Below are 22,886 nucleotides of genomic sequence, written 5' to 3'. Positions count from 1 at the left end.
TAAATTACTGATTGAATCGGTAGGAAAAGGTCAAGTTAAGCTGCCTTCTTACAAACTGGGAGTCTCCTACCGTATAGAAGTTTTCTCCTTCGATGATGTAGCGGTTTCTTCGCGAATTTAAAATATCATTGGCCGTAAATATCAGCCTGCCCCGCTCTTGCATAATTTGCTTGCTGGCTGAAATATCCATAAAGAAAATCCCCTTTCTAATGCCCTGTGCGGTTTTTTGTCGGGCATCATAATTCGCCCGGAATTGCAAATCCCAGCCATTCTCCAAAATAAATCGGGACGTTTGCCTTGCTAAAAACGAAGTGGTTTTGGCCTGAAAATCAGCCTGTACATTGCTGCCGTCGATATTAGCATGGAAGAAATTGAGATTTAAATCCAGTTTCCACCATTCTTTGACTTGATAGTCACCGCTAAACTCCAACCCAAAGGATCGCTCTCCTGTCAAATTAAAAGGCAAGGTATTCGCAAACCCCTCCTCATTGACCGTTCGTATCCGCTCGATTTTATCGGTCGTATTCCGGAAATAGGCCGTCGAAAAAAGTGTTCCTCCCTTAAAGTATTTGATATGCCCCAGTTCAAAGGCATCGGTAAACTCAGGATCCAAATCGGGGTTGCCACTGAAGAAATTCCGTTGATCGGAGAAGGTTACATATGGACTCAGATCATTGTAAACCGGACGACGCACACGGCGGGAATAACTGAGTTGGAATGCATTTTCGGTAGAAATAGTATAGGTCAAATGCGCACTTGGAAAAAGATTGGTGTACTTTCTCGGATTGCGTTCATTGGTCTCAGCCAATATCGTCTCTACATCTGTATGCTCTGCCCGTAGCCCTGCCTGATATGTGAAATCGCCGGTTTTATTTCCCAAAATCCCGTAGGCTGCCAAGATATTTTCGTTGTAGAGAAAAATATTATCCAAACCCGGAAGAGGAAGCAATTCGCCGCTTTCATTTTCCTGCGAAACGATAAAATCATTTTCCATTTCCCGGAAACTCGTCCGGATGCCTGTTTCAAATTTCCCCTCGGAACCCAAAGGCTTGACATAATCCAACTGGAGCAAATATTGATTTTCGAATTCATCATTGAGGGAAGTTTGCAGCAAGTTTTCTCCCGGTACTTCCTGCCCATTGGGATCAAAGCGAAATTCGGTAAAGAGCTGATCGGAATTTTCCCAATAATTCAGATAGGTCAAAGTCCCCGTGAGTTCATGCCCTTTTTGAGCAAAAGTCCGCTTGTAGTTGATGGCAATTTCCGAATTGGGTTCTTTTTCCTTTTCATCCTGTCTTCGAAGGGAGTATCCTTGGAAATTATCCAGTGAATTCAGGTAATCCTCATAGCGAATATCTGTAATGCGCCGACCGTCTGTTCGTCTCCAGAGATAGGAAGCGGTCAGGATACTCTGCTCAGAGAAAAAATAATCCAATCCACCTCGGATATTATTGTTCCAGCCTCGGAGTTCACCAGAGTTGGTCTGATTCAAAATCAAGGTATTTCCCCCCTCATAGACTTCTTGATATTGCTCACTGACATAGGGCTGATAGCGCCGGGCAAAACCGTAATTGATAAACCAGTTGATTCGGTTTTTACGGTAATTGAGGTTGGTAGAAAAACCAAGATTCAAGGGATTTCCGGCAATCACTTCAAAGGAACCGTTGAAGCCCTGCTTACTGTCTTTTTTCAGAATGATATTGATTACCCCAGCCATTCCTTCGGCCTCGTATCGGGCGGAGGGATTGGTGATGACTTCGACTCGCTCCACGAGATTAGCCTGAAGCTGCCGGAGACCCGAGGAACCCTTGAAGCTTACCAAACCCGAAGGCTTGCCATCAATCAGGATCCGAACATTCCCCGAGCCACGAAGGGTCACATTACCTTCAGGATCCACCGCAACGGAGGGTAGATTCATCAAAATATCCGTGGCTGTCCCACCGGCATTGGCCAGATCCTTTCCTACATTAAAAATCCGCTTATCTAGCGAAAGCTCCATCAGTGTTTTTTCGCCCTGCACGAGGACTTCTTCTAAGTCTTTATCTGAGGACTGAAGAAAAACAGTTCCTATATCCTCCAGTTTTTGGGTATTGGAAAGCTCAAATAGCGGGGTGCGCTGCGACTCAAAACCCATAAATTCGATAAGAGCGTAAAATCTTCCATAGGGTAATTCAATTGAAAAGTTGCCATTCTCTTCAGTTATTCCTCCTCCGATTAGGCTATCGGCTTCCGAATAAACCGCTACTGACGCAAAAGGAAGGGCTTGTTTGGAGTTTTGATCTTGAACTTTCCCTAGTAGCTTCCCTTGGGAATAGGCAGAGAAACTTCCAAGTAAGGCAAGAGTAAATCCGGCCAGAAAAAGCCGAAAGGGTAAATTTTGGGTTGTCATAGGTTTGTAGGCTGGGCTGGCAAAGCTGACTTTACCAAATTGAGTTCTGCAATTTAAACTTCTTAAAGAGGATTCAATCCCTATTTTTTATCAATGGCAAGAGTAAATTTTGAACCGATCGAAAGCTTGTTTCATCCTAAAAATCAGCAAACTAATTAGCGACACTTACTGTCAAAAGATAGACCATGTTTGATGTATTCCGTAGATTTATAGTGTAATCAATTCGCTATCAATCATGTGGATCGCCAGTAAAAATGGATTTATTTCTATCGTTCAGCATCGGGATCAGCCCGATCAAGTGTTGTTTCGGGCTCGGGTCAGGAAAGACTTAGAGTCGCTTTTTCCAAGCCAAGAAATCATAGAAACCCCCGAGGCAGACTACGGCTATCGGGTCTACGTCAGTAAGCAACAAGCGGTGGAGATTATCTCCAACCAAGTCCAAGAAATTGACTATCCCAATTTCAAAAATAAAATCGCCCAAACTCCCGATCAGCGGGATAAATTAAATGCCTACCATGACATTTGGGGAGTAATGTGGAACTACGCCAAAAATCGATAAACTATGAAAATCACCTTTATCATCGGCCCCAGTGGGGTCGGAAAAAGCAGCTTCATCGAGCGAGAATATGCCGGAAAAGAACGAGTTTGCATTTTTAACATTGCCAGAAAAGCCAAGGAGCTCTTTGGGAACTATGAGGCTATGAAGGATAGTGCACGAGAACTCCAAATCATTAATGAGTCCTGTAGAGATGCATTTTTTACCTTGATGGATGGAGAAGAAGTAGTTGTAGAGTATTATTCAAACGGCTTTGACGATGGGCTTTTCGCCATGTGCAAAAAAGCCAATTCCATAGGAATTCGGACTGAATTAATTACCCTCACATGCGATGCGGATGTGGCCTGGGAGCGGGTTCAAAAAGCGGGTCCTGATTATTTTTCCTCGGCGAAAATCAAGGAGGACACAGAGATGTTGTTTTTGGGCGTGTTGGAGGACGTAGAGTTCAACATGGATTTTGATCGAATATGCGAGGTTGGAGCTGAGGGAGGCACGATCAGTTTTTTCCGCTTTAGAAAAGGAAATGAAGACCGCTTCTTTTTCAATACCGATGAATCTGACACCTTTGACTTTGAACCTAAAAATGAGCTTGATAAAATAAAAGGAGTGAATTACGTAAGGGAATATGGGACATTTTCAGACGCTTTTGCGGCACTTTTGGATACCTATCCCATTTTCTCTCTAGTGCCATTGAAAGTCCATGCTGGCTACCAATCTGAATTTCGAAAAGCTTATCAAAAATTTCTAAATGGAGAGCAAGCTTTCCTATCCAACCATGACTGGAATCAACATTTAAACTGATCAATATGAACTATCAAGAGAAAGTTAAGGAAGCCTTTGAGGCTTTAGAAAGTGCAAAAATCCAAGTATTCACCGCCTTGGTAAACGTGGCCATGCACTCCGAATTTAAGGATGTCGATGAGCTTTTTGAGGAAGGAGAGCAATTTTCCTTTAGAAGCAGTGACTTTGACCATGCCACAGATCCCAATATCCAGAGCCTTCAGTATGCCGTCAAAGCAATTGAGATTGCAGAGGATGAAATGATCAATTGGAATGGCTTAAACAACCTGAATTTGCAGGGAAATGAATAAATATCAACTCTCCATCCCCACCAAATAACCTGTGTATAGCAAGTAGGTCGCCAGCAAGATAAACGCTTCCCAGCGATCCAGTTTTTTGCGTTTTCCGGTAAACATGGCCAAGAAAAGGAAAATTGTACCCCCCATCAAGATGTAAATGTCGGTATTAAAGGAAGGGTTAAACTCCAATGGACGAACCATACCACTGACACCCAAAATCAGGAAAATATTGAAAATATTGGAGCCAATGATATTCCCGATGGCGATGTCGGTATTTTTCCGATAGGCAGCCACCACCGAAGTGGCTAATTCAGGTAAAGAAGTGCCTGCTGCCACAATAGTCAAGCCGATGATTTTTTCACTCACTCCCAATGACTGGGCCATGGAAACGGCGTTGTCCACCACCAGTTTCCCGCCCAGTACCAAACCGCCAAGCCCGATTAAAATCAAGGTCCAAATTTTAAGCTGGGAATAATCTTTCACCTCCATCTTTTCTCCTCCCTCCTCGGTCTTCAATTGCGTCGCTACGTAATAAAGGAATGCCGCAAAGAGAACGAGTAAGATCCCCGCATCCATTCGGGAAATATCCATTCCTCCACTTAGCAGAAAATTATTCACCATGACTAATACCACAATCGCTGCAAAGAGGGAATAAGGAATCTCCTTCCAAACCGTACTAGATTGAACCGATAGTGGAATAATCAGTCCCGATAGCCCCAAAATCACAAATAAATTAAAGTTATTGGACCCGATGATATTACCAAAAACGATATCCGGATAATTGCCCGATGCCGCCACCACATTCACCACCAATTCAGGAGCAGAAGTCCCAAAAGCCACGATGGTAAGACCAATCGCCAAGTCTGAAACATTTCGCTTTTTAGCCAAGACAGAAGCTCCGTCCACGAGCCAGTCTGCCCCTTTGACCAAAAGTACTAAGCCGATAAGCAACAAGAGAATTGGAACTGCCATAATGGAGTGAGGGGGTTAATATTCTTTCAATAAATCGCGCAAATGTAGATGGAAAAAATTCACATTTCAGTTAATCGTCTACATTTAATTTTTTTGTATTTTTTTCGCTTAGATAATTTTTAACTGGCTGAAAAACAATTTTTTAAATGAAATTTCTTGGATTGAAAGGATTGGACTTCCGGTTTTTGAATCCATGGTAAGAACTATAGAGAAATATCAACCCTGATCCGGCCAAGGCCGAAAATTGCAAAGATGGGATTTCTCCCCAGTGTCTAAGGGCAATGGCCACCAAGGCCCACACTCCCACCAAAGCAAATTCGCGCATAGAGCGAGCATAAATCATCCACAAATTCAATCCCGTGGCCACTAAAATCATGATGATAGTCCAGGTAAGTTCGTCCAGCCCCCCTGTCCAACCAATCTTAGCCAGATAAGCCGAAAAATTGGCGATGGTGGCTACCGCAATCCAGCCTGAATAGAGGCAAATCGGCCACCAAATCCAGCCAATGATGGAGCGGGGTGCATGCCACCGCTCCATATTCAGCCGTAGAATGACCAAAACCAAGGAAGCTAAAATTCCCAGCATAATCACTACGCTCCATCCTGTCTGCTCTGTCAGCCAAAACCAAAGCCAAGCACCATTAAGCAGATTGGCAAGAATCAAAAAAGGTCCCATTTGGGGGATAAATTGGCTTTCACCCTTACTGAAAGCGGACTTGACCAGGTAAATCGCTTGAGCAGTCAAACTCAAAAATATCAAACCCCAAATCGAAAAAGCATAGGATGCAGGTGTAAACAAGTTTTCATATTCCCTGCTCAAGGAGCCCACGGTATTGCCGTTGATTCCGATCGCGTTGACCCGGTAATTCCAAAATATGAGTGCCAGTAAGACTACCAAATTGATGATTGCAAGGACTTTTTGAGGCTTTTTCATTTTTTGAGAGGTTGGAGGGATTGTAAAAGCGTAGGAATTAATTCTGTGACAGTGGGATGAGTAAAAACCCCATTCTTCAGTACATCAACATGCAAATTTCCATACATAGCCGTAAGGAATATTCCGATGATTTCATCTGCACCTGGTCCACAAATCATTGCACCTGCTATCACGCCACTTTTTTCTTCGACCAAAACCTCCATTTTCCCCTGCATTTCCCCCTTTTCTTTGGCTCGATTGATTTGGGACATGGGCATTTCAGCAAATAAGTAACTTTTATTCGAGTTCAACGCTTGAGTTTTTGTGATGCCGGCCCTGGCAAACGGTGGGTCGATATAAAGGGCGTAATTGAGGATACGATCGCGGATTTTTTTCTTCTTGGCACCGCTGACATGGTCTTTGATGATTTCGAAATCATGGAAAGCTGTATGAGTAAATGCTCCCTTGCCATTGCAATCCCCTAGTGCAAAAATCCCCTTGATATTGGTTTCTAACTTTTCTGAAACCCGAATAAATCCTCTTTCATCTGTGTTGACTTTGGCTAACTCCAGTTGGAGTAGGTCCGTATTGGGCTCTCTACCTGTAGCCAAGAGCAAATGGCTTCCCCGGACTGCTTTTTTTTCACCATGGCAATCAATTTGCACTTTCACTTGGGATTTGCCCCAATTTTTTCCGGAGAGACAAGTGGAGTGAAGCTCAAATTGAACGCCCTCAGCCTCCAACATTTCTTGGACAAGCTGTGAATGGTCAGGATCTTCTTGATGAATGATTCGCTCCCCTTTTTCCAAAACGGTCACTTTACTACCCAGTCTTTTAAAAATCTGGGCAAATTCCAGCCCCACATAACTTCCCCCCACAATCAGGAGGTGATTTGGAATTTCTTTAAGTTCCAAAATGCTTTCATTGGTAAAGTAGCGGGTATTCTCAAAACCCGGAATAATCCGGGGCCTCGTACCGACATTGATGTATATTTTTTTGGCTTCGAGTTGATCATCTCCAACCTGAATCAAGTTGGGTTGGAGAAATTTCCCTACTCCATTGAATACCTTGATTTGCTTATTTTCCTCTAGTCCCTGCTGAAGGCCCGCTCGAGTGGAATCGATGAGATTTTCTTTCTGCTGCCAAATTTGCTTCAGGTCGATTTCCGGAGTGGATGATGTATGAATACCCAAACGTTTGGATTGGGTTAGTTCCCATGCTCGTCTAGCTGAAGCAACGTAGGTTTTGGTAGGAGTGCAGCCGGTATTGACACAGGTACCGCCCAATTTTCCCTTTTCGACTAGTGCCACTGTTTCGCCTTGAGCAGCGAGAAAAAAAGCAAGGGGATTCCCTGCTTGGCCCGAGCCTATGATAATCGAGTCAAAAGTTAGATTTTTGTTCATGCTAAAAGTATTGGGTCAATTATTAAGCTAGGAATTTAAAAGTGTTTTTAAAAGAAAAGAGCGATTAAAAAATAGTTGCTAAGGACTATTTTTACTTTCATGGACAGTAGAAAGAACGGACTATTTGGTGGTAAGAATCCCAACTTTCATTCCCAGTGAAAGTTGGGGTACAGCATCCCAGCCCGTAAAGCGGTAGCGCTCTGCGAAAGGGTTTCCAATTTCAAAAAATTCCCGGTTTTGAAATTTTGCTAATTCTAAAACTTCAACGTCCCGATACCTACTTCGTATTCCCAAACCTCCATACATATCCATCACAAGATTTTTGGAAATAAAAAGCTGCTTACCAAACTTCAATCCTCCTCCAAATACTTGAAATTCTATCCGGGCCCGATTATAGTGGATTTCTCGTTTGAATGGCGTATAATGGTCGTCAATACGAATAAAATCCTTATTGACCACAAAAAAATCAATCGCCCAATAGTATTTTTTCGAATAGAACTTGAGCTCACTTTTACTCCTCCAAATCCTAAAATCCTCATTTTTCCCTCTTCCGGCTTTCATTCCGAATAGTCCCCCATTCACTCCTAATTCCGATTGAATGCTGACTTCATTACTAAAAAAATACTCTAATCCCCCCTGAATGATTATCGTCTCCGGTTCAAAGAAACTCAATGGTGATACTTTGACCAAGAACTGATTTTCCAAGCCTAGATCCTGCTGAGCAAAAAGGGAATAGCTTGAGAGCAGAAGAAAAAATGCTAAAATAGTTCGCAGCGTCATAGTTTAGACAAGAGGAATAAAGCTAAGGAGAATTTTAGAATATTATTAACTTAGGAGAAATATGATCAAAAAGTTTTAATATGATTGGATTTGAGATTTCTTTTAAAGATGAAAAATTAATTGCTGCCGAGACGGGGAGCACATTTTTGATTTTCACTCGGGTAAAAAATAAAGATCGAGATGAGTTGGATCTTTCTGTGACAGGTTCTAGCTATAATTTTTGATTTTCGCTCTGTATGGGGAAAATGGAATCTAAAAGAAGGTGACAAACTTGAAATTAAGGTAGTTGAAACAGAGGAAGCGACAGAGCCAACTAAAAGACACTCCAAGGAGAAAAGTAAGAAATCAGCCTTGGAGTCAAAGCTTTGGTCTTTCAAGAATCTTCAAAAAAAATTGCTCGAAAAAGGATTAATCGACATTGAAAATGACTGAATTGGATCAAGAGAAGATTTTAGCTTTTGAATTTAAAAGTGAGAAAGAGCAGATCGTTTTTGGTTTGGAAAATGGGGTTTTTACTGCAATTTTTGAATCGATTCACAATCAGCATCGAAAGGCAATGCAAATCAGTTTAGGAGGGTTAAATGAGGCTGATGAACATCTTGATTGGTTAAAAAGGCCCTTGGAAATCGGTGAAAAATTTGAACTCAACGTTGTCCGTGCTACTCCCACTCAAATTTCCGAGCCAACGGAAAGGGGGAAATCAGTCCCCCCGACTGATGAGCAATTACTACAAGTTTACCACGATCTAAAAAAAGAACTGAAAGAAGCAGGCCTCATCTAAACCCAAAAATCCCCCGATTATTCAACCGGGGGACCTTTCTTGCTTCTTGCTTCTTGTCTCTAGTATCTGTCAAAAAGCTCTTTCCTTCAGATGCTCATCCAAGTCCAATAAATTCACTCCGCTTTTCCACCAGTCGGGAGCAGCCTCGCCCTTCAGATGATGGTCGAAAAATTCCATCATCCGCACACTGTAGTCTTTTCGGTTTTCCAGCTTGCTGAGTCCATGATTTTCGCCTTTGTACTGCATCATCACCACCGGTTTTTTCAAGCGACGAAGAGCGGAATAATATTCAATTCCCTGAGTAAAGTCCACTGCACCGTCCTTATCATTGTGGAGCAGCAAAAGCGGAGTTTTCACATTTTTCACGTGATAAACCGGGCTGTTTCGCTCATAGGCTTCCCAGTTTTCCCAAGGTGCTCCTCGGAATCTCCCCTGTGAAGCTTCAAAGATGGACATATTTCCCCCACCCGAATTCCAGTAAATTAAGTCATACATGGAAATCATATTGGTCAGTGGTGCCCCTGCGGCGGCAGCCTTAAACATATCCGTTTGCGTGATCAAGAAGGAAGTTTGATAACCGCCCCAAGAGTGACCGTGAATACCGATATTGTCTTCATCGATCACCCCGGTTTTGATCGCTTCCTTCACGGCAGGAATCACACACCAAACGGCCGACATTCCCGGATCATCCAGTTTGTACACAATATCTGGAATAAAGACCGCAAAGCCATTGGAAGTATAAACGCCGGGATTCCAGCCTGTGCCTCCATAGCCTGGGTTGGACCAGTTGTGACGGGTTTGGGAGAGTTTTTCGTAATAGTAAACTACCGTGGGATATTTTTCCCCTTCTTCATAGCCTGCGGGCAAAAAGAGCGTCCCCTGGAGTTTGTCGCCCTTGTCGGAGACATAATCCACGAGCATGGTTCCGGCTGACCAAGCGTATTTTCCAGCATCCGGCGCATTTTCTGTCGCCTGTGTCGGGTTAGTCAAAGAAGCATCCGTCAAGTAGATTTGGGTGGGTTCATTGAATTTTTCTTTGGAAAAATAATAGACATCCGCATTCTTGGCTTTGAAGAAATTTCCCACATTGGCATCTTCCCAAATCAAAACTTCGGCACCTGGATTCATTCCACCTCTCCGCGCCGGAGTGAGTTTAGCGATTCCACTTTTCTTGGTCCATTCGCCATACATGCGGATAAAAGCCGGCTTACTCAGGTCAATTCCCTTCTCTTCAGGATCCAAGGTAAAGCGATATTGATAGCGAATCTGATCCGTTTTGCCGTTGACAGTAAGGTTGACGGGGGTTTCTTTGGATTCGGTAACAGGAATTTGCCAGATATCCCAACCGTCCCGGATGAGTACGAATTTGCTATCCGAACTCCAGCCCAATGCTCCATAAAGCGGCTTTTCGATATTGTGGTCATCCTCTACATTGACGAAAGAAACCGGCATACCTTCCGTGATATTTCTGCTTTGAGCGCTAGGAATATCATAGATGTAGAAATGCCCATCGAGACCATAAATCAACTTGGTGCCATCGGGAGATTCCCTCGGGAAAGAGGAATAATTAGGCAGATAAAAGTTGGTGAAAAGCTCCTTCTTTTCTCCGGTTTTTAAATCCAGGATGTAAAAATCCCGATAGCTCTGTCCATTCAGATTTCCATCCAATTCGTAGGCTTGCAGGTCTGAACCCAACGCATAGCGCTCCTTGTCCAAGATATTCAATTCCCGCATGCTGCTATCCTGCAGTTGAATATGTTTCGCTGCATTAACATCATACATCGCCCAGAAACTGTAGTTTTTATCCTGGTTTTGCATGACCTGCTGTCGGGACTGCAGACGGCTGTCATTCCAGTGCCAGATCGTCATATCCGGTTTATCTGCCTCATCGCCTTTTTTGTCTTTCACCTTCCCAGAATCCAATTTGGCTATAGCCTTCTGCAAGTCTGAGATGGATTTGATCGTGGTATCGGCCATGATTTTTTTCATGGCTTCCGCTTCAGCCTGTTTGACCGAGTCCTGATCCACTTCCTTTTTGGCTTCCTCTTTTTCTGCTAAAACCAAGGGGTGAATTCCATAAAATAGTCGAGTCAAATCCTCCGACCACATCGGAGTTCTATTTTGGGAAATGGTAAAGTCCTGATCAAAATTGACCGAGTCTTTTTCAGGATTGTAAACGGTGACCTGCGGAGTAGCGAGATTTTTCACCCCGATGACCTGACCCCTATCTTGCTTGTATTTTTTTTCTTTGACGAGCTTCAAAGCGGCAAAAGCTTCTCCCTTTTCGGTCCAGCGAAGCGAACGGTAAGAAGCCTTGTCCGAGTCGAGAATCTGCATACTATTGGCTGGGACATTCATCAGGTAAAGCCCATTGCCGGACTGATTGGCCGCATCGACGGTGTAGGCAAGGTAACTCCCCGCTTTGTTAAAAGAAAAGTCAGCGACATTGCCGATATTCTGAGCTTTTTCCGATGCTAGATGATAAATCAGCAAATCTGAGCCTCGGGCATCTCCATTGCCTTCTTTGGATAGGTTAATGGCCAAAACTGTGGAAGCTTCTCCATTGAAAGAATAATTTGAAACATTTTCAAATTCCTTTTTCTCATCAGTTCCCAACTTGATCAGAATAGCCTTGTTCTTCAAAGGTTTTCCTTTACTTTTTTCATTGGCTTTTTTCTGGGCAAACGTTGGGTATTCCGTATAGACAAACCATTTCCCATCCTCGCTGAATTGCATGGAGGGATAGTTGGTCGAACCGATTTTAAAAGTTTTTTTGGAGGATTCATCCCCTACTTTCTGGAGGATGATCTCAGCGTCACCTTCGGTCTGAACGAGGCCAAATGCTTGCCACTGACCGTCAGGAGAGAGTCGAAATGCCTGTCCAGGCATGTATTTCCAAGTGGAAATATCCTGCCAAGCGATGGGTTTGGTATCTTGGGCCTGTGCGATAAACGCAATCAGCATCAAGCCTAAAAAGAGGTGTAGTGTTTTTCTCATGAAATTGGTTTTTTATTAGAAAAGTGAAAATAGGGAAAAATCTAATGGGATTTGTTTTGGACGAGGTTTCAATCAGGATATTGGTAAAACTTGGCAATTGATATTCCTACTTGCAGGGAATGTGGTAAAGGCGCTCGGCGATATTTGCAATTAAGCCTATCTGATATCATAAAATTGTAATCCCATAACCTAAAATAATCTTTATTGGAGCTTTCTCGATAGAGCCCAATTGCAAAATGGTTAGGATATGCAAGGTAGATCAAGGCCTGCCTGAAGACAGCTGTAGAGAAATCTTCCCTTTGGAAGATGTTAACCTTGGGCCAGCTTGTAATGCGGAAAAATTCCACCAAGTCCTAACCGACTTTTCTACTCCAAAAAGAAGAAGGGTAGTTTTTCGTATTCATAGGCTAGGAAGTTGACTTATTCTTTTTTCTTGACTTGGTGATTTCCGAACTCAAGAAAACAGACGAAAAAAACAGATAAACCAGTCCTACTATCCATTTATTGGTTTCCCAAATGCTAAATAGCCTAATCTCATCCCCAGAGGATGTGAAAAAGAAGACATAAAAAGCATTCAATCCGTAAAGGATACCCAAAACCAGAGAAAAAACCCGAGTGATTTTGTTAAGCATAGTTCAATGTTAAGCATAGTTCAATCAAAATTAAAGGTAATTACTAGTTTTGATTAAGGCAAATAGGGACTTTCCAATCAACCTTCGTAGAAATAAACCGCCGGAATGATCAGTACGGCATTATATACGCCATGAAAGAATATGGCCCATTTCATGCCGTGATTCAGTCGGATATAGCTCAGCACCAAACCCCCCACAAACTGCGCCCCTACCATAAAAGGCACCCAATAAAAATATCGACTGTAATCAAAATCAGTGAAATTCCCCATATGAACCAAGGCAAACAGCGAAGAAGAAATCCAGATTACATACTTCAGATTTGGTGGGTTTCCCTTGCTTACACGGTATATCAAGTAAAACAAGTACGCCCAAATCAAGACTACCGGCCACCATACTTCACTCAGAAGAAGTACCGAAAGCCCAATTCCCCACCAAATAGAAGATATTTTCAAGTCAAGATGAAGCCTGAATATCGGTTCTTCCAAAATCGGCGCTAGGAAAATAGCTAAAAAGGCAACCAGCCATTTATTGTCTTTAAGCATTTGTTCAATCAGGTTGTCAAACTGATCGATGCCTGCAGCCTCTATAATCAAAGCGTAAGGGATGATGATTACCAAGGTCAAAATCAATAAGCTCAAAAAGGTTTTTGGCTTGATAGGAGTATAAGTCTCCGGGAGGTAAGGAGATTTGAGGAAGGAGAGGAGGTTCGTGAAGGTGGTTTTCATAGGCTGATCAAAAAACTAAAGATTATAGTTAATAATTTTAGATTTCTGTTTGGTTTTCTATATTCAGAAATCGAGAATTTTCTCATAATATTCGACTCTTATCTGGAGATTGTAGCTGCTAATTAAAAAGGGACTTCAAACTATCCCAAAATTTAAAAATATTATTAAAGAAATTACAAATACTAGAAATTGATTTTTTTTTACTTTTCATATTAAATATAAATAAGTATTTAAGGATAAAAGAAATTCGAAAATTCAAAATGTCCTATGTGAAATAATTATAATAGACACTATAAGAGATACTATTATAAAAAACAAATATAAGACTTTTAACCACTTACTTAATTTTTTGTACCTAACGAAAAGTACAAGAATTATTAGTATAGACGGAAATATGAATAGGACGGGATTCATTTGGTATGGTAAATATTATTGATTGGAGCAAACTTCTTCACACTCTTGTTTTCCGTCATAATAGCCAACATCATAGGCGACCGCACCCGCTGTAGCTAGAGTTGCAATCCCTGCATCTATTGCTTTAGCAACACTTACTACAATTGGTAGCCAACCCCCTTTAATTTCTCTCATTTCTGAGATTGGTAGTTCTTTCATTTTACTTTTATTTTTTATTCACAATCACATTGAACTGAATCTTTTCCGTACTCATACCAGCCAACCAAGGTTTCATATGGCCATTTGGCTATTTCCCATAATCCTGAGGCAACTGATCTAACAGTATTTGTAATTCCTATACCCTTCAAAACAGCTCCTGCATCTCCTCGATGCTCAGTTCTTTAAACTTTTCCATCTGTTTGTTTTGTTTTCGTTTTCCCGACTTTTGACAGTGGTCAGATACCTCATCACAGCACATCTCCGATCGGTAGCTAGCGGCTGATCCCATGGTTGATTAGATTGCTAACTGAGGAATTTTGAATTGATAAAAACGAGGATCATTATTGGTTAAAACAGTTATTATTAATATTTTAATTTCAGAAAATCGCCTAATTTTTGATCTTCAACTTTCATACAAATTACAGAACATATAATTGAACCTAAAGCACTTGCTACAATATCTTTTTCGTCAAAGGTTTGTATTAATATCATAGGCTGAATTACTATCTCATAAAAAATCAGACCGCCTAGGGCTCCTAAAATAAGAAACAAGGAAGATTCTTTATTCGGATGTCTCCATTTGTGATAAAAAACATATAACAGCAGTGCAAAAAGGTTGGGTGAAGTATCAGCTATATAATAATCAAAAACCTGATATGAATACACAAATTCTCTATATGGAAATCTAAGTAGTAGGAAAAGAACTGCTGAAAGCAAGAAAAGAAGGAGATATTTTTTTTGCATTTATCTTTAAAACCTAAAAGGCGAGGAGTTTTCTTCCTCGCTATTGATTACATATTTCCTGGATATGTTCCATGTGAATAATTCTTAAGGTAAGCGCCGCCGTTTTCTGCCAACCAAGATGAAGCCTTATTATAAGCGGATTTTGCTTTACAAATAAGATCTCCAACGCTATCTATTAGCCATTCACCAGCATCAGAAATTCCACCACCTCGAATACAAATTAATTCAGTGTTAGTAAGATTCTTCATAACCTAATTTTTACATTCTGCTAATTTTTTATCAATAGCGGCTTCGTAACTGGACCAATTAATTAAAATATCAGCAGCTAGCAGACCACAGGCATATCCAGCTGCTTTTCCAGCTAAAACGACTGCTCCAGCAAGCAGAGGAAGAATTCCCCCCTCTACCTCCTGCATCTCCTCCAAACTCAACTCTTTAAATTTTTCCATTTTTTTAAGAATTTAATTTTTCCCCGACCTTTTTCGGGCATCGGGATTCCCAATCACAGCACATTTCCGATCGGTAGCTAGCATTGATCTCGAGGACTGATCATGATGCTAACTTACTTTCGCTCCGTCTAAAATAATGTTGGGAGCTGAGAATTTGAAATTTTCACCCAATTTTCCGATATCCTTAATCAATATTTTAGATGATTTGAACTCACTAAGTGAATTTCTAATTAGGCCATCCAGTTTATACAAATTTGAAATTTGTATAAACAGCAGGATTGAATGGATGTAGGCCAATTACAAATTGGTAAGAATATTGGGGTGGAATTGCAAATCCCACCCAGCGCCCAATTGAACTTTAAGGAATCATAGTAGAATCTACGCGTAGCGGAGTAAAGTACTTTTAAGGTCTTTACTCCAGATAGTTCCTCTACACCTAATAGAACCTAATTTCATAAGCATTTTGCGTTTGACCAATTGGCTTTAATCCAGCTTTGATTTCAAATTCCATGATGTCCAAAGTATTGACTGAGCCGAATTGAAAATTATCAGTATTTGTGGTTTGAGCATCCGAAATTATTATTTAAATGAAATTACTTTAGGTGGTATTTTGACAAAACTAATGGGGAATTGATAGTGAGAGATTTAGTAAATTCAAAGAAAGGAGATTCGAAAGGGGTATCTGAATTTTCATAAATAGAAACAAAAGCTGTAGGCTCGTTAATTGCAATTATAGTTTTTCCTTGTATTAAAATAGGTTTAATCCGCTTAAGTCCGTAGTCTATATCGTTTTCTAGCTCAGAAAATAATAAACTGGTATTTTCTCCTTTATCGAATATTAGACTCCCTAATTCATAATCTATAAATGAAGTAATGATAAACTCCTTACTCTCAAATAAGTTTGCGCGGTGATATCTGTATTTACTTTGGATATCTATGTTATTTAAGATATTCATATTACTTTCGTCTGTACTTAGCATTTCTATTGGCAATAGCGGTTTTTCAGATTTGAAATACCTTTTGTGTTTTAAATCACCTATATAGTCATAGTAATAAATTGTATCAAGAAATGATGTTGAAAACAAAATAAATCCATTTTGTTTAGTTAAATTATTTCGCTCTCTTAAGTGTGGGAATTCTAATTCATTTAATGGATTAAGAACATTTTTAGTTTCACTCGATTCAATATTTAAAACATATAGAATCGAAGATTCCTGCCGATTATTGTATGCCTTCATAGCCTCAGGCTTATATACTAAATATTCATTACCACTAAGATGTTGAAATTTATAAATTAAACTAGGCAATTTAAACTCCTCGATAAACTGTCCTTGAAAGCTGTAACGAAGCACTTTATTTATGCTTAATATATCAATAGTTTTAAGATCTTCGTTTAAAGTGAAATCCATTATATTTTTATACTCACCAGGGCCTTCGCCGAAAAATTTAATGTTGCTCACAAAATTAAAACTTGAATCTATGACGGAAATGCATTGACAGAAATCATAATCTCCGAAAAAATAAAGTGAGTCATAGAAGACTGCTTTATCTATTCTTCCAATAGCTATTTCTTGGGGAAGGATAAAATGCTCAATTTTTGAAATAAAATCACTTGCTTTAGTAGTTTTATCGTAAGGTACTGCAATTGAACTTACATTAATTTCATTCAGAGTTTGATCCCTACATGATAGAAAAAGTACAATTAATATAAAATACATTCTATTCATTGTTTAATGAAAATTAGATTAGTTTAAATTCTTATTACAATTTTAACTTATAAAAGTTAAGGATATTTCAAATTCTTGATATGATTAATTGCTTTTCTGCCAGTAGTGGGCCAAAAGCAACATAGGGTATGCTAAACCTAAATATTGTGGCTATTTAGGTCTTCATCCGACCAGATAACAGAACAGTCTAAAGTGACTGGTAAGATTGAGGATAATCAAATTTTTGAAATATTTTCTTGCTTATCGTTCAAAGCATCCACACGGATCTTATCGAATAAAAAGATTATGAAAATGATGTATTTTGATAGGGCTATTGTTTTTTTCCTTAGCTCCGGTCGTTATACTGGCTCTGAATCAGAAAATTATAGCTTTAAAATGCTTGCATATTTCAATTTAGTAACTCTAAGTAAAGTTACTCATTTTGAAGTCCACCAATGTCATTTTATTTAATCGCCCTCTGGCAAATTTGCAGAAATTTATTATAAAAAAAGTTGAGCTGAATAAATTACAGCTCAACTTGACTTAATCAATCCCACATGCATCTTCACAAGGGACTTGAATTGAAACATGACATGGGCTTATGCCATAAAACCTGCATTTAATCACAGTTGCGCTACAATTTTCAAAATAATCTCCACAATAATCGTCCTCATAATAAATACCCCCGTCATCAACAGAGATTTGTGCATTTGAATAAGCGGATATTCCACAAACAATAATAAATGATAACAATAATTTTTTCATACCACAATACATTTGATTAATTAGATTAATTTAGACCATACATTCGTAATTTATGTACCACCCTTTGAAAAAATCATTATTTTTTTTACGATCGGTAGTAAAATGTTATGTGTGGCATATCAGGTTTATAGTCTAAGAAAAATGATGATGGCTTTTTCATTCTAAACTGATATGGGCCAATTGGATATTCCGGACAATACTGACCCCCGTTCCGGGCATATTGACCCCTCTAAAAATGGGTTTGGTACTATAATCTGTTAGGCTGACAATTTTACATTTTTTTTCTGAGACTTTCCCCCTTTAGCTCGATCCTGTAAGATGAGTGTACCAATCTGTCAAGTATTGCATCAGCAATGGTCTCTTCACCGATGATATCATACCAACTCGAAACGGGCAGTTGACTGACGATTATCGTTGATTTCTTCCCGTGTCTGTCTTCTATCATTTCCATAAAATCTATTCGCTGCTGTTGTTCCAGATGAGTCAGCCCAAAGTCGTCGATGATCAGCAGGTCTGTCTTGGCCAGTTTGTCAAAGAACTTCATCACTGTCCCTTCCAGTCTGGCCATCTTGGTTTTCAGCATCAGTTTCTGTGTGTTGAAGTAAGCGGCTTTAAATCCCAGAATACAGGCCTGGTGTCCCAGCGCAGAAGCCATATAGCTTTTCCCGCATCCGGTGGCCCCGGTAATCAGAACAGCTTCTCCCTTGCTGATGTACTCTCCGGTTGCAAGTGTGGTGAGAAGCACATCGTCATGGCCTCTTACCTTGTCCAGCTTGAGCTCCTCTATGGAAGCTTTATACCTGAATGCAGCATTGGTTTCAAGTCTTTTGAATCTTCTGTTGTCCCTTTCAAGCTCCTCGGCCTGCAGCAACAGCTCAAGCCCCTCAGCGAGTGAGAGACTTTGGTTTTTTCTTGTTTCGATAATGGCCGTCCATGTTTTGGACATGCCGTGCAGCTTGAGTCTGGTAAGCTGCGATTGGATATGGTTTGTCATAGGCATTAAAATTTAATTTTCTGTTGGTTACTGTAATATGCTTTTCCCCTTAAGTTCTGGTGTTTGGGCAGGGCTGTATTGTTGTTTTGGACAGATTCGTCTTCCATATGGTTTTCGATGATGTTTTTGATGAATTTGTAGGAGAATATCCCGTTCTCCATGGCCGTTTTACATGCTTTTTCCAAAGCCTTTGTATCGGATTTTCTTGCCAGGGCAAGTAGCCCGTCACAGGATCGGTAGAGTTGCTCGGGATATCTGTTCTGCTCAAAAAGCAGGCATACATACTCATACAGAACTTTTGACACTTTTGCTGACTGGTTTCTGTAATACTCCGGGCTCCTGTCCCGGTAGTGTTGGTGATGGGAACAGAGGTGTTCTTTGACTGTGGAGTAAGCCCCGATTTTGAAGCTTCTGGAATGGACTGCCACTTTTTTACCCTCATGGTATATGAAAACCATGGATCTGGTATAGGCTACTTTTACTTTGTTGCCCATCAGGTTGTGTGGGACGCTGTAGTAGTGTTTGTCTGCAGATAGATAGATGTGGTTGTTTTTGGCGACTGTAAGCAGTGAATAGCTCCTGAGCTCAAAACGCTCAGCAGGAAGGTCACCCAGCAGGGCCTTTTCATCTGCAAGGAACTTCTCTTCCCGGCAGTATGGCTTCTTCTGCATCCTTGTCTGGTTGTGGGACTTTACCTTCGTTCTGATGGCTCCGTTGAGGGCAGTAAGATCAAAGAACTGCATGTTCCTGAGCTTGGCATATACCCTTGAATACAGGATCTTGACCTGGTTTTCCACCAACGCTTTATCCTGTGGTTTTCTTGCCCTTGCTGGGAGTACGGCTGTTGCGTAGTGGTTGGCAAAATCTTCAAGGGCTTGATTGATATCAGGTTCGTACCGGTCTGCTTTGACCACAGCTGCCTTCAGGTTGTCTGGAACCAGAAGCTGTGGTACGCCTCCCAGGTCTTCCATGCACCTACTGAGCGCATACAGGAAGTCAGCTGTGCTTTGGGATGGTACAGCCATGGCAAACGCATAATCCGAGAAGGGCAGGCAGGCAACAAAAAGCTGGCAGGCGATGACTTCCCCTGTTTCCCTGTCGACGTAGGGAATGGTCTTTCCCGCAAAATCTATGTAGAGCTTTTCTGCGGGTTTGTGGTCCAGAACCATCGACGGCTTCCCTTTTGCGGTCTGCTGCTGGTCTAGGTGGAAGCAGAATTGGGAGTAGCTGTATCCGTCCGGAATGGCCTGTCTGTATTCTTCCCATAGCACGGCTCTGGTTACTGCGGTCTTTTCCAGCTCTTTTAGATAGTACCCAAGGTTGGCTTTAAAGTATTCATACCTGGTATCTTTATAGGAAGGGTTTCCGGGATGGAAAAGCGTGTATAATTCAGGCTCGTCAAGGCTTAGGAGTGTCTCGGCTGTAAGCTTCTCTTGTCGGTTGGCTGTCAGTAGTTTGTCGAGCTTAAAGAGATACGTCTTGACGGTATTCTTACTGATAGCCAGCATACGGGCGATTGTCTTGACTCCCTTTCCCTGCCTGTTAAGTATGATCATCTGTTTTATCTGACTCATAGGTTTAGGTTTTCCAGCCATTGGATTATAGTTAGCGGTTATCGAAAATGTCCGCTAAAAAACCAAAACCGTCGATCAGAGGGGTCAATCCCGAAACTCGGGACAGGTAATGCTCCGGAATCTCAACCTTAGGGGGTCAACATGCTCCGGAATATCACCATAAATCTATCTTAGAGGGGTCAACATGCGCCGGAATGTCAGTCGAATCCAGCCTGTAAAGGCACTTTCACTACTTGAAAACATTCCGGATTGGAGGGGTCAGAATGCTCCGGAATATCCAGGAAGCCAAGGATCAAGTTTATCGGATTAAAAATCCTACTATAAAGGTTCAGGATTACAAATCCTGAACAGCTGGGCCAATTGCAAATTGGTAAGGATATGAAGGTGGAATTGCTCCCGACAGCTTCGGGACCACCCAGCGCTTAATTGAACTTCAATGGGGCATAATAGAATCTACGCCTAGCGGGGAGAAGTAGACATAAAAAAGGACAAAACATTCATAAAGCCTTTGAATGTGAAAGAAATACTTACAAATCCTGGAAGAATAACAAGTATGATCCAATCAAAATCCCATTATAGACCCCATGAAAAATAATTGCCCACTTCATTCCGTAGGTAAGGCGAATAAAGCTAATTACCAAGCCAACAAAAACTTGTCCCCCAACCAATAAAGGTATCAGATAAAATTGCTTTGTGTAATCCAAATTCGTAAAGTTACCTAAATGGACTAGGCCAAATAAAATAGCGGAGCTGTAAACAACGAATTTTAAAGAAGGAGGATTGTCTTTGTTAACTCGAATCAAAAGCCAAATTAAATAAATCCACAAAGCAGCCAATGGATACCAAAATTCATCGATAAGCAATAGTGATAGCCCAAGACCCCAATAGATCGATTTTTTTTTCAGATCAAGATGAAGCCGGTAAACAGGCTCTTCAAGTATCGGCGCGATGAAAACAGCAATTAATAGTAGAAAGAAAGGATTCTCCCTCAATAAATCCATTACCTCATTTTCTAGCTCATTTAATCCAAGCGCATAAATTAGAGCCGTGTAAGGTGCTATTATAATTAGAGTTATCGAGAATATGATGAAAAAATCTCCAATTTTAAAATTTTTAATTTTACCCAATGATTTAGGCTCGTTAAAAAAGCGAACAAAATTATCGATTTTCAGAAAATATTTTTTTATCATTATTTTTCGATTTTCTTGGAAAAGGGATTATTGTAGTAAAAAGAAACACCATTGCTGTCATTACAGCAAAATGAACTGACGATATTGAATTTAGGAAAAAAATATATTTAACCATTAAATAAATAATAATATTGAATAATAAAGAGAAAGTTAAGTTTTTAATATGTCTCATAGGATAAGCTATATTTCTTCTAATAAGTAATAGATACGTCTTCGACGTATCTATTATTTATTGGATTACTTGCATTCACAATCGCAACAATCATCGCTTAAACCATCCTCAATTCCTTGGACAGCTTCCACTGCATAATATCCTGCAACAGCTGTTGCACATGCACCAACAATCCATGCTCCCACTTTAATAATAAGTGGCCAAGCTCCCCCAGAAATTTTCTGAAGTTCTTCAGCTGATAATTCCTTAAAATCTTCCATTTTTCTTTTATTTTAAACTAAAATACAATCTTGAACAGCGCAGGGATCAACTTTATCCTCTGTGGAATTCCACCATTCCATAAATTCTCTGGTTTTTTTACAAAACCATTCCCTTACTGGACCTCCTCCCTCAACCTCCTGCATCTCCTCAAAACTCAACTCCTTAAATTTATCCATTTTTCTAAGAATTTAATTTTTATCCGACCTTTTCCGGGCGTCGGGATTCCCAATCTCAGCACATCTCCGATCGGTAGCTAGCATGTGATCTCGATGGCTGATCATAATGCTAACTTAGGTTCGGTGCTATTGGAAAAACAGGTCGAGGAAATTACAAAATTTTCAGAAAATAAGAAGAAGATTTTAGAGTCTGAAGAATTTCCCTGTAGCTTTTTGCAATGGATGGTAGGGATAAGAAGTTAGAGAAAGGCTCTCTAAATGCCTACAGGAGTAAACAATTCAGTTAAATATCCGAATTAAGTTTATTCCAACATCAAGTATATGCAAATCCCACCCAGTCCTAACCAACTTTTCTACTCCCAAGCGAATTTTACCTTTAATGAAATACCTTTTCTAAAAGATGGCTTCACCGTTTTGGTTTTATAATGGCTTATATTTATATGTAGACATAAAATTCAACTTGAAACTTCTGGAAGGAAAAAATGTGTCATTATACCTATTAAATTTATAAATGCATGTATTGCGACAACATACCAGAACGCCGGTTTATTTTTATATGAAAAAATCTTATAGGCATATGCTAAAATTAGGCCAACAATAAATACATTTAATGTCTCGGTTACACTGAAATTTTTTGGGAAATGTATTAAGCTGAAACACAAAGCAGATAGAAAAATAATATATCTAGAATTTAATTTTGTCTTTAAAAAATGAAAAAATAAATATAAGAAAATAAAGGTTTCAATTACAGGAGCGAGTACTACTGCAAAAATAAATATCTCAAGAATTGAATCATAAAACTGAATACTGTCAACTTTTGATTTTATAGTAAATAACTGTAATAAAATGTTATAAAGTATTGAAATTAAAAAAATAAAAATCACAAAAATGAGAATAACAAAATTACTTCCGGTTTTTATCAAATAATTTTCAATTTTTTTAATCATAATTCTAATTGAATTAGTTTATTCAATTCTTTTAAGGAGAAAATGAAATTTTATTGTTCAATCCAATTT

23 protein-coding genes and 1 pseudogene are annotated in these 22,886 nt (G+C 40.1%); 4 read left to right on the top strand and 20 right to left on the bottom strand.

Translation table 11 applies throughout. The features are described from left to right. Nucleotides 1–4: 4 nt before the first annotated feature. Entirely contained in the window at nt 5–2,389 is a 2,385-nt protein-coding gene (locus BLQ57_RS01550) for a TonB-dependent receptor (protein ID WP_087937716.1), read from the bottom strand. Between the two features lie 235 nt (nt 2,390–2,624). Between BLQ57_RS01550 and BLQ57_RS01545 the strand changes: the two genes are divergently transcribed. Genes BLQ57_RS01545 through BLQ57_RS01535 form a run of 3 tightly spaced genes read left to right on the top strand, consistent with a single transcriptional unit; the run spans nt 2,625 to nt 4,036 of the window. Continuing rightward, a complete protein-coding gene (locus tag BLQ57_RS01545; RefSeq protein ID WP_087937715.1) occupies nt 2,625–2,948 on the top strand; it encodes a hypothetical protein in 324 nt (107 codons plus the stop codon). Nucleotides 2,949–2,951: 3 nt separating this feature from the next. After that, complete coding sequence (locus tag BLQ57_RS01540) at nt 2,952–3,746, top strand: P-loop nucleotide/nucleoside kinase family protein (RefSeq protein WP_087937714.1); 795 nt, start codon at nt 2,952–2,954, stop codon at nt 3,744–3,746. A 5-nt stretch (nt 3,747–3,751) separates the two neighbouring features. Continuing rightward, nucleotides 3,752–4,036 carry a hypothetical protein gene (locus BLQ57_RS01535; protein ID WP_087937713.1) on the top strand — a complete coding sequence of 95 codons (285 nt, stop codon included), beginning with the start codon at nt 3,752–3,754 and terminating at the stop codon, nt 4,034–4,036. 3 nt (nt 4,037–4,039) lie between these two features. Here the strand turns inward: BLQ57_RS01535 and BLQ57_RS01530 are convergent, their stop codons facing one another. From BLQ57_RS01530 to BLQ57_RS01515, 4 genes are all read right to left on the bottom strand, one after another. Beyond that, nucleotides 4,040–4,996 (bottom strand): calcium/sodium antiporter, encoded by a 957-nt coding sequence (locus BLQ57_RS01530; RefSeq protein WP_087937712.1) that lies wholly within the window; start codon nt 4,994–4,996, stop codon nt 4,040–4,042. Nucleotides 4,997–5,138: 142 nt separating this feature from the next. Continuing rightward, nucleotides 5,139–5,930 (bottom strand): hypothetical protein, encoded by a 792-nt coding sequence (locus BLQ57_RS01525; RefSeq protein WP_087937711.1) that lies wholly within the window; start codon nt 5,928–5,930, stop codon nt 5,139–5,141. Next, a complete protein-coding gene (locus tag BLQ57_RS01520; RefSeq protein WP_087937710.1) occupies nt 5,927–7,312 on the bottom strand; it encodes a mercuric reductase in 1,386 nt (461 codons plus the stop codon). The genes BLQ57_RS01525 and BLQ57_RS01520 overlap by 4 nt, the downstream gene beginning before the upstream one ends. A 120-nt stretch (nt 7,313–7,432) precedes the next feature. Continuing rightward, nucleotides 7,433–8,092: a DUF3575 domain-containing protein gene (locus BLQ57_RS01515; RefSeq protein WP_087937709.1), complete on the bottom strand. Its 660-nt coding sequence runs from the start codon at nt 8,090–8,092 to the stop codon at nt 7,433–7,435. A 424-nt stretch (nt 8,093–8,516) separates the two neighbouring features. Here BLQ57_RS01515 and BLQ57_RS01510 point away from each other — a divergent pair, with 424 nt between their 5' ends. After that, entirely contained in the window at nt 8,517–8,873 is a 357-nt protein-coding gene (locus tag BLQ57_RS01510) for a hypothetical protein (RefSeq protein WP_087937708.1), read from the top strand. 69 nt (nt 8,874–8,942) lie between these two features. On the opposite strand, the gene BLQ57_RS01505 is transcribed toward BLQ57_RS01510, so the two are convergent. From BLQ57_RS01505 to BLQ57_RS01435, 15 genes and pseudogenes are all read right to left on the bottom strand, one after another. Next, nucleotides 8,943–11,870, bottom strand: a complete 2,928-nt coding sequence (locus BLQ57_RS01505; RefSeq protein ID WP_087937707.1) for a S9 family peptidase — start codon at nt 11,868–11,870, stop codon at nt 8,943–8,945. A 709-nt stretch (nt 11,871–12,579) separates the two neighbouring features. Continuing rightward, nucleotides 12,580–13,227: a CPBP family glutamic-type intramembrane protease gene (locus BLQ57_RS01490; RefSeq protein ID WP_087937704.1), complete on the bottom strand. Its 648-nt coding sequence runs from the start codon at nt 13,225–13,227 to the stop codon at nt 12,580–12,582. A gap of 429 nt (nt 13,228–13,656) precedes the next feature. Continuing rightward, the gene (locus BLQ57_RS01485; RefSeq protein ID WP_087937703.1) at nt 13,657–13,839 is read right to left on the bottom strand and encodes a hypothetical protein; all 183 of its coding nucleotides are present in this window, start codon (nt 13,837–13,839) and stop codon (nt 13,657–13,659) included. 145 nt (nt 13,840–13,984) lie between these two features. Further along, a complete protein-coding gene (locus tag BLQ57_RS21065; protein ID WP_169712693.1) occupies nt 13,985–14,128 on the bottom strand; it encodes a hypothetical protein in 144 nt (47 codons plus the stop codon). A gap of 74 nt (nt 14,129–14,202) precedes the next feature. Then, on the bottom strand, nt 14,203–14,583 hold the full coding sequence (locus BLQ57_RS01480) for a hypothetical protein (protein ID WP_087937702.1): 381 nt from the start codon (nt 14,581–14,583) through the stop codon (nt 14,203–14,205). Nucleotides 14,584–14,630: 47 nt separating this feature from the next. Further along, on the bottom strand, nt 14,631–14,831 hold the full coding sequence (locus tag BLQ57_RS01475; RefSeq protein WP_087937701.1) for a hypothetical protein: 201 nt from the start codon (nt 14,829–14,831) through the stop codon (nt 14,631–14,633). Nucleotides 14,832–14,834: 3 nt separating this feature from the next. Further along, complete coding sequence (locus tag BLQ57_RS01470) at nt 14,835–15,032, bottom strand: bacteriocin class II family protein (protein WP_087937700.1); 198 nt, start codon at nt 15,030–15,032, stop codon at nt 14,835–14,837. Between the two features lie 593 nt (nt 15,033–15,625). Beyond that, on the bottom strand, nt 15,626–16,750 hold the full coding sequence (locus BLQ57_RS01460) for a 6-bladed beta-propeller (RefSeq protein WP_169712692.1): 1,125 nt from the start codon (nt 16,748–16,750) through the stop codon (nt 15,626–15,628). A gap of 531 nt (nt 16,751–17,281) precedes the next feature. Further along, nucleotides 17,282–17,503, bottom strand: a complete 222-nt coding sequence (locus BLQ57_RS20835) for a hypothetical protein (RefSeq protein ID WP_139162642.1) — start codon at nt 17,501–17,503, stop codon at nt 17,282–17,284. A 271-nt stretch (nt 17,504–17,774) separates the two neighbouring features. Beyond that, nucleotides 17,775–18,497 carry an IS21-like element helper ATPase IstB gene (istB, locus tag BLQ57_RS01455; RefSeq protein WP_087937831.1) on the bottom strand — a complete coding sequence of 241 codons (723 nt, stop codon included), beginning with the start codon at nt 18,495–18,497 and terminating at the stop codon, nt 17,775–17,777. A gap of 5 nt (nt 18,498–18,502) precedes the next feature. Then, nucleotides 18,503–20,071: an IS21 family transposase gene (istA, locus tag BLQ57_RS01450; RefSeq protein WP_244887407.1), complete on the bottom strand. Its 1,569-nt coding sequence runs from the start codon at nt 20,069–20,071 to the stop codon at nt 18,503–18,505. Between the two features lie 527 nt (nt 20,072–20,598). Continuing rightward, a complete protein-coding gene (locus BLQ57_RS01445) occupies nt 20,599–21,261 on the bottom strand; it encodes a CPBP family glutamic-type intramembrane protease (protein WP_087941218.1) in 663 nt (220 codons plus the stop codon). Nucleotides 21,262–21,498: 237 nt separating this feature from the next. Next, nucleotides 21,499–21,696 (bottom strand): annotated as a pseudogene (locus BLQ57_RS01440) (class IIb bacteriocin, lactobin A/cerein 7B family); the annotation flags it as partial. Nucleotides 21,697–21,705: 9 nt separating this feature from the next. Then, nucleotides 21,706–21,870, bottom strand: a complete 165-nt coding sequence (locus tag BLQ57_RS20830; RefSeq protein ID WP_139162641.1) for a bacteriocin class II family protein — start codon at nt 21,868–21,870, stop codon at nt 21,706–21,708. 455 nt (nt 21,871–22,325) lie between these two features. Then, the gene (locus BLQ57_RS01435; protein WP_087941216.1) at nt 22,326–22,817 is read right to left on the bottom strand and encodes a CPBP family intramembrane glutamic endopeptidase; all 492 of its coding nucleotides are present in this window, start codon (nt 22,815–22,817) and stop codon (nt 22,326–22,328) included. Nucleotides 22,818–22,886 lie beyond the last annotated feature (69 nt).

Source organism: Algoriphagus faecimaris (assembly GCF_900101705.1).
GTDB classification, from domain to species: domain Bacteria; phylum Bacteroidota; class Bacteroidia; order Cytophagales; family Cyclobacteriaceae; genus Algoriphagus; species Algoriphagus faecimaris.
Note: the sequence above shows the minus strand (reverse complement) of the source record. Positions and strands in the feature narration are given on the sequence as shown.

Coding starts and splice junctions, on each gene's coding strand:
- istA (WP_244887407.1), bottom strand. CDS start 20,071: ATGAGTCAGATAAAACAGATGATCATACTTAACAGGCAGGGAAAGGGA.
- BLQ57_RS21065 (WP_169712693.1), bottom strand. CDS start 14,128: ATGGGATCAGCCGCTAGCTACCGATCGGAGATGTGCTGTGATGAGGTA.
- BLQ57_RS01550 (WP_087937716.1), bottom strand. CDS start 2,389: ATGACAACCCAAAATTTACCCTTTCGGCTTTTTCTGGCCGGATTTACT.
- BLQ57_RS01515 (WP_087937709.1), bottom strand. CDS start 8,092: ATGACGCTGCGAACTATTTTAGCATTTTTTCTTCTGCTCTCAAGCTAT.
- BLQ57_RS01445 (WP_087941218.1), bottom strand. CDS start 21,261: ATGATAAAAAAATATTTTCTGAAAATCGATAATTTTGTTCGCTTTTTT.
- BLQ57_RS01485 (WP_087937703.1), bottom strand. CDS start 13,839: ATGAAAGAACTACCAATCTCAGAAATGAGAGAAATTAAAGGGGGTTGG.
- BLQ57_RS01525 (WP_087937711.1), bottom strand. CDS start 5,930: ATGAAAAAGCCTCAAAAAGTCCTTGCAATCATCAATTTGGTAGTCTTA.
- BLQ57_RS01460 (WP_169712692.1), bottom strand. CDS start 16,750: ATGTATTTTATATTAATTGTACTTTTTCTATCATGTAGGGATCAAACT.
- BLQ57_RS01535 (WP_087937713.1), top strand. CDS start 3,752: ATGAACTATCAAGAGAAAGTTAAGGAAGCCTTTGAGGCTTTAGAAAGT.
- BLQ57_RS20835 (WP_139162642.1), bottom strand. CDS start 17,503: ATGAAAAAATTATTGTTATCATTTATTATTGTTTGTGGAATATCCGCT.
- istB (WP_087937831.1), bottom strand. CDS start 18,497: ATGACAAACCATATCCAATCGCAGCTTACCAGACTCAAGCTGCACGGC.
- BLQ57_RS01510 (WP_087937708.1), top strand. CDS start 8,517: ATGACTGAATTGGATCAAGAGAAGATTTTAGCTTTTGAATTTAAAAGT.
- BLQ57_RS01470 (WP_087937700.1), bottom strand. CDS start 15,032: ATGGAAAAATTTAAAGAGTTGAGTTTGGAGGAGATGCAGGAGGTAGAG.
- BLQ57_RS01540 (WP_087937714.1), top strand. CDS start 2,952: ATGAAAATCACCTTTATCATCGGCCCCAGTGGGGTCGGAAAAAGCAGC.
- BLQ57_RS20830 (WP_139162641.1), bottom strand. CDS start 21,870: ATGGATAAATTTAAGGAGTTGAGTTTTGAGGAGATGCAGGAGGTTGAG.
- BLQ57_RS01545 (WP_087937715.1), top strand. CDS start 2,625: ATGTGGATCGCCAGTAAAAATGGATTTATTTCTATCGTTCAGCATCGG.
- BLQ57_RS01530 (WP_087937712.1), bottom strand. CDS start 4,996: ATGGCAGTTCCAATTCTCTTGTTGCTTATCGGCTTAGTACTTTTGGTC.
- BLQ57_RS01435 (WP_087941216.1), bottom strand. CDS start 22,817: ATGATTAAAAAAATTGAAAATTATTTGATAAAAACCGGAAGTAATTTT.
- BLQ57_RS01490 (WP_087937704.1), bottom strand. CDS start 13,227: ATGAAAACCACCTTCACGAACCTCCTCTCCTTCCTCAAATCTCCTTAC.
- BLQ57_RS01480 (WP_087937702.1), bottom strand. CDS start 14,583: ATGCAAAAAAAATATCTCCTTCTTTTCTTGCTTTCAGCAGTTCTTTTC.
- BLQ57_RS01505 (WP_087937707.1), bottom strand. CDS start 11,870: ATGAGAAAAACACTACACCTCTTTTTAGGCTTGATGCTGATTGCGTTT.
- BLQ57_RS01475 (WP_087937701.1), bottom strand. CDS start 14,831: ATGAAGAATCTTACTAACACTGAATTAATTTGTATTCGAGGTGGTGGA.
- BLQ57_RS01520 (WP_087937710.1), bottom strand. CDS start 7,312: ATGAACAAAAATCTAACTTTTGACTCGATTATCATAGGCTCGGGCCAA.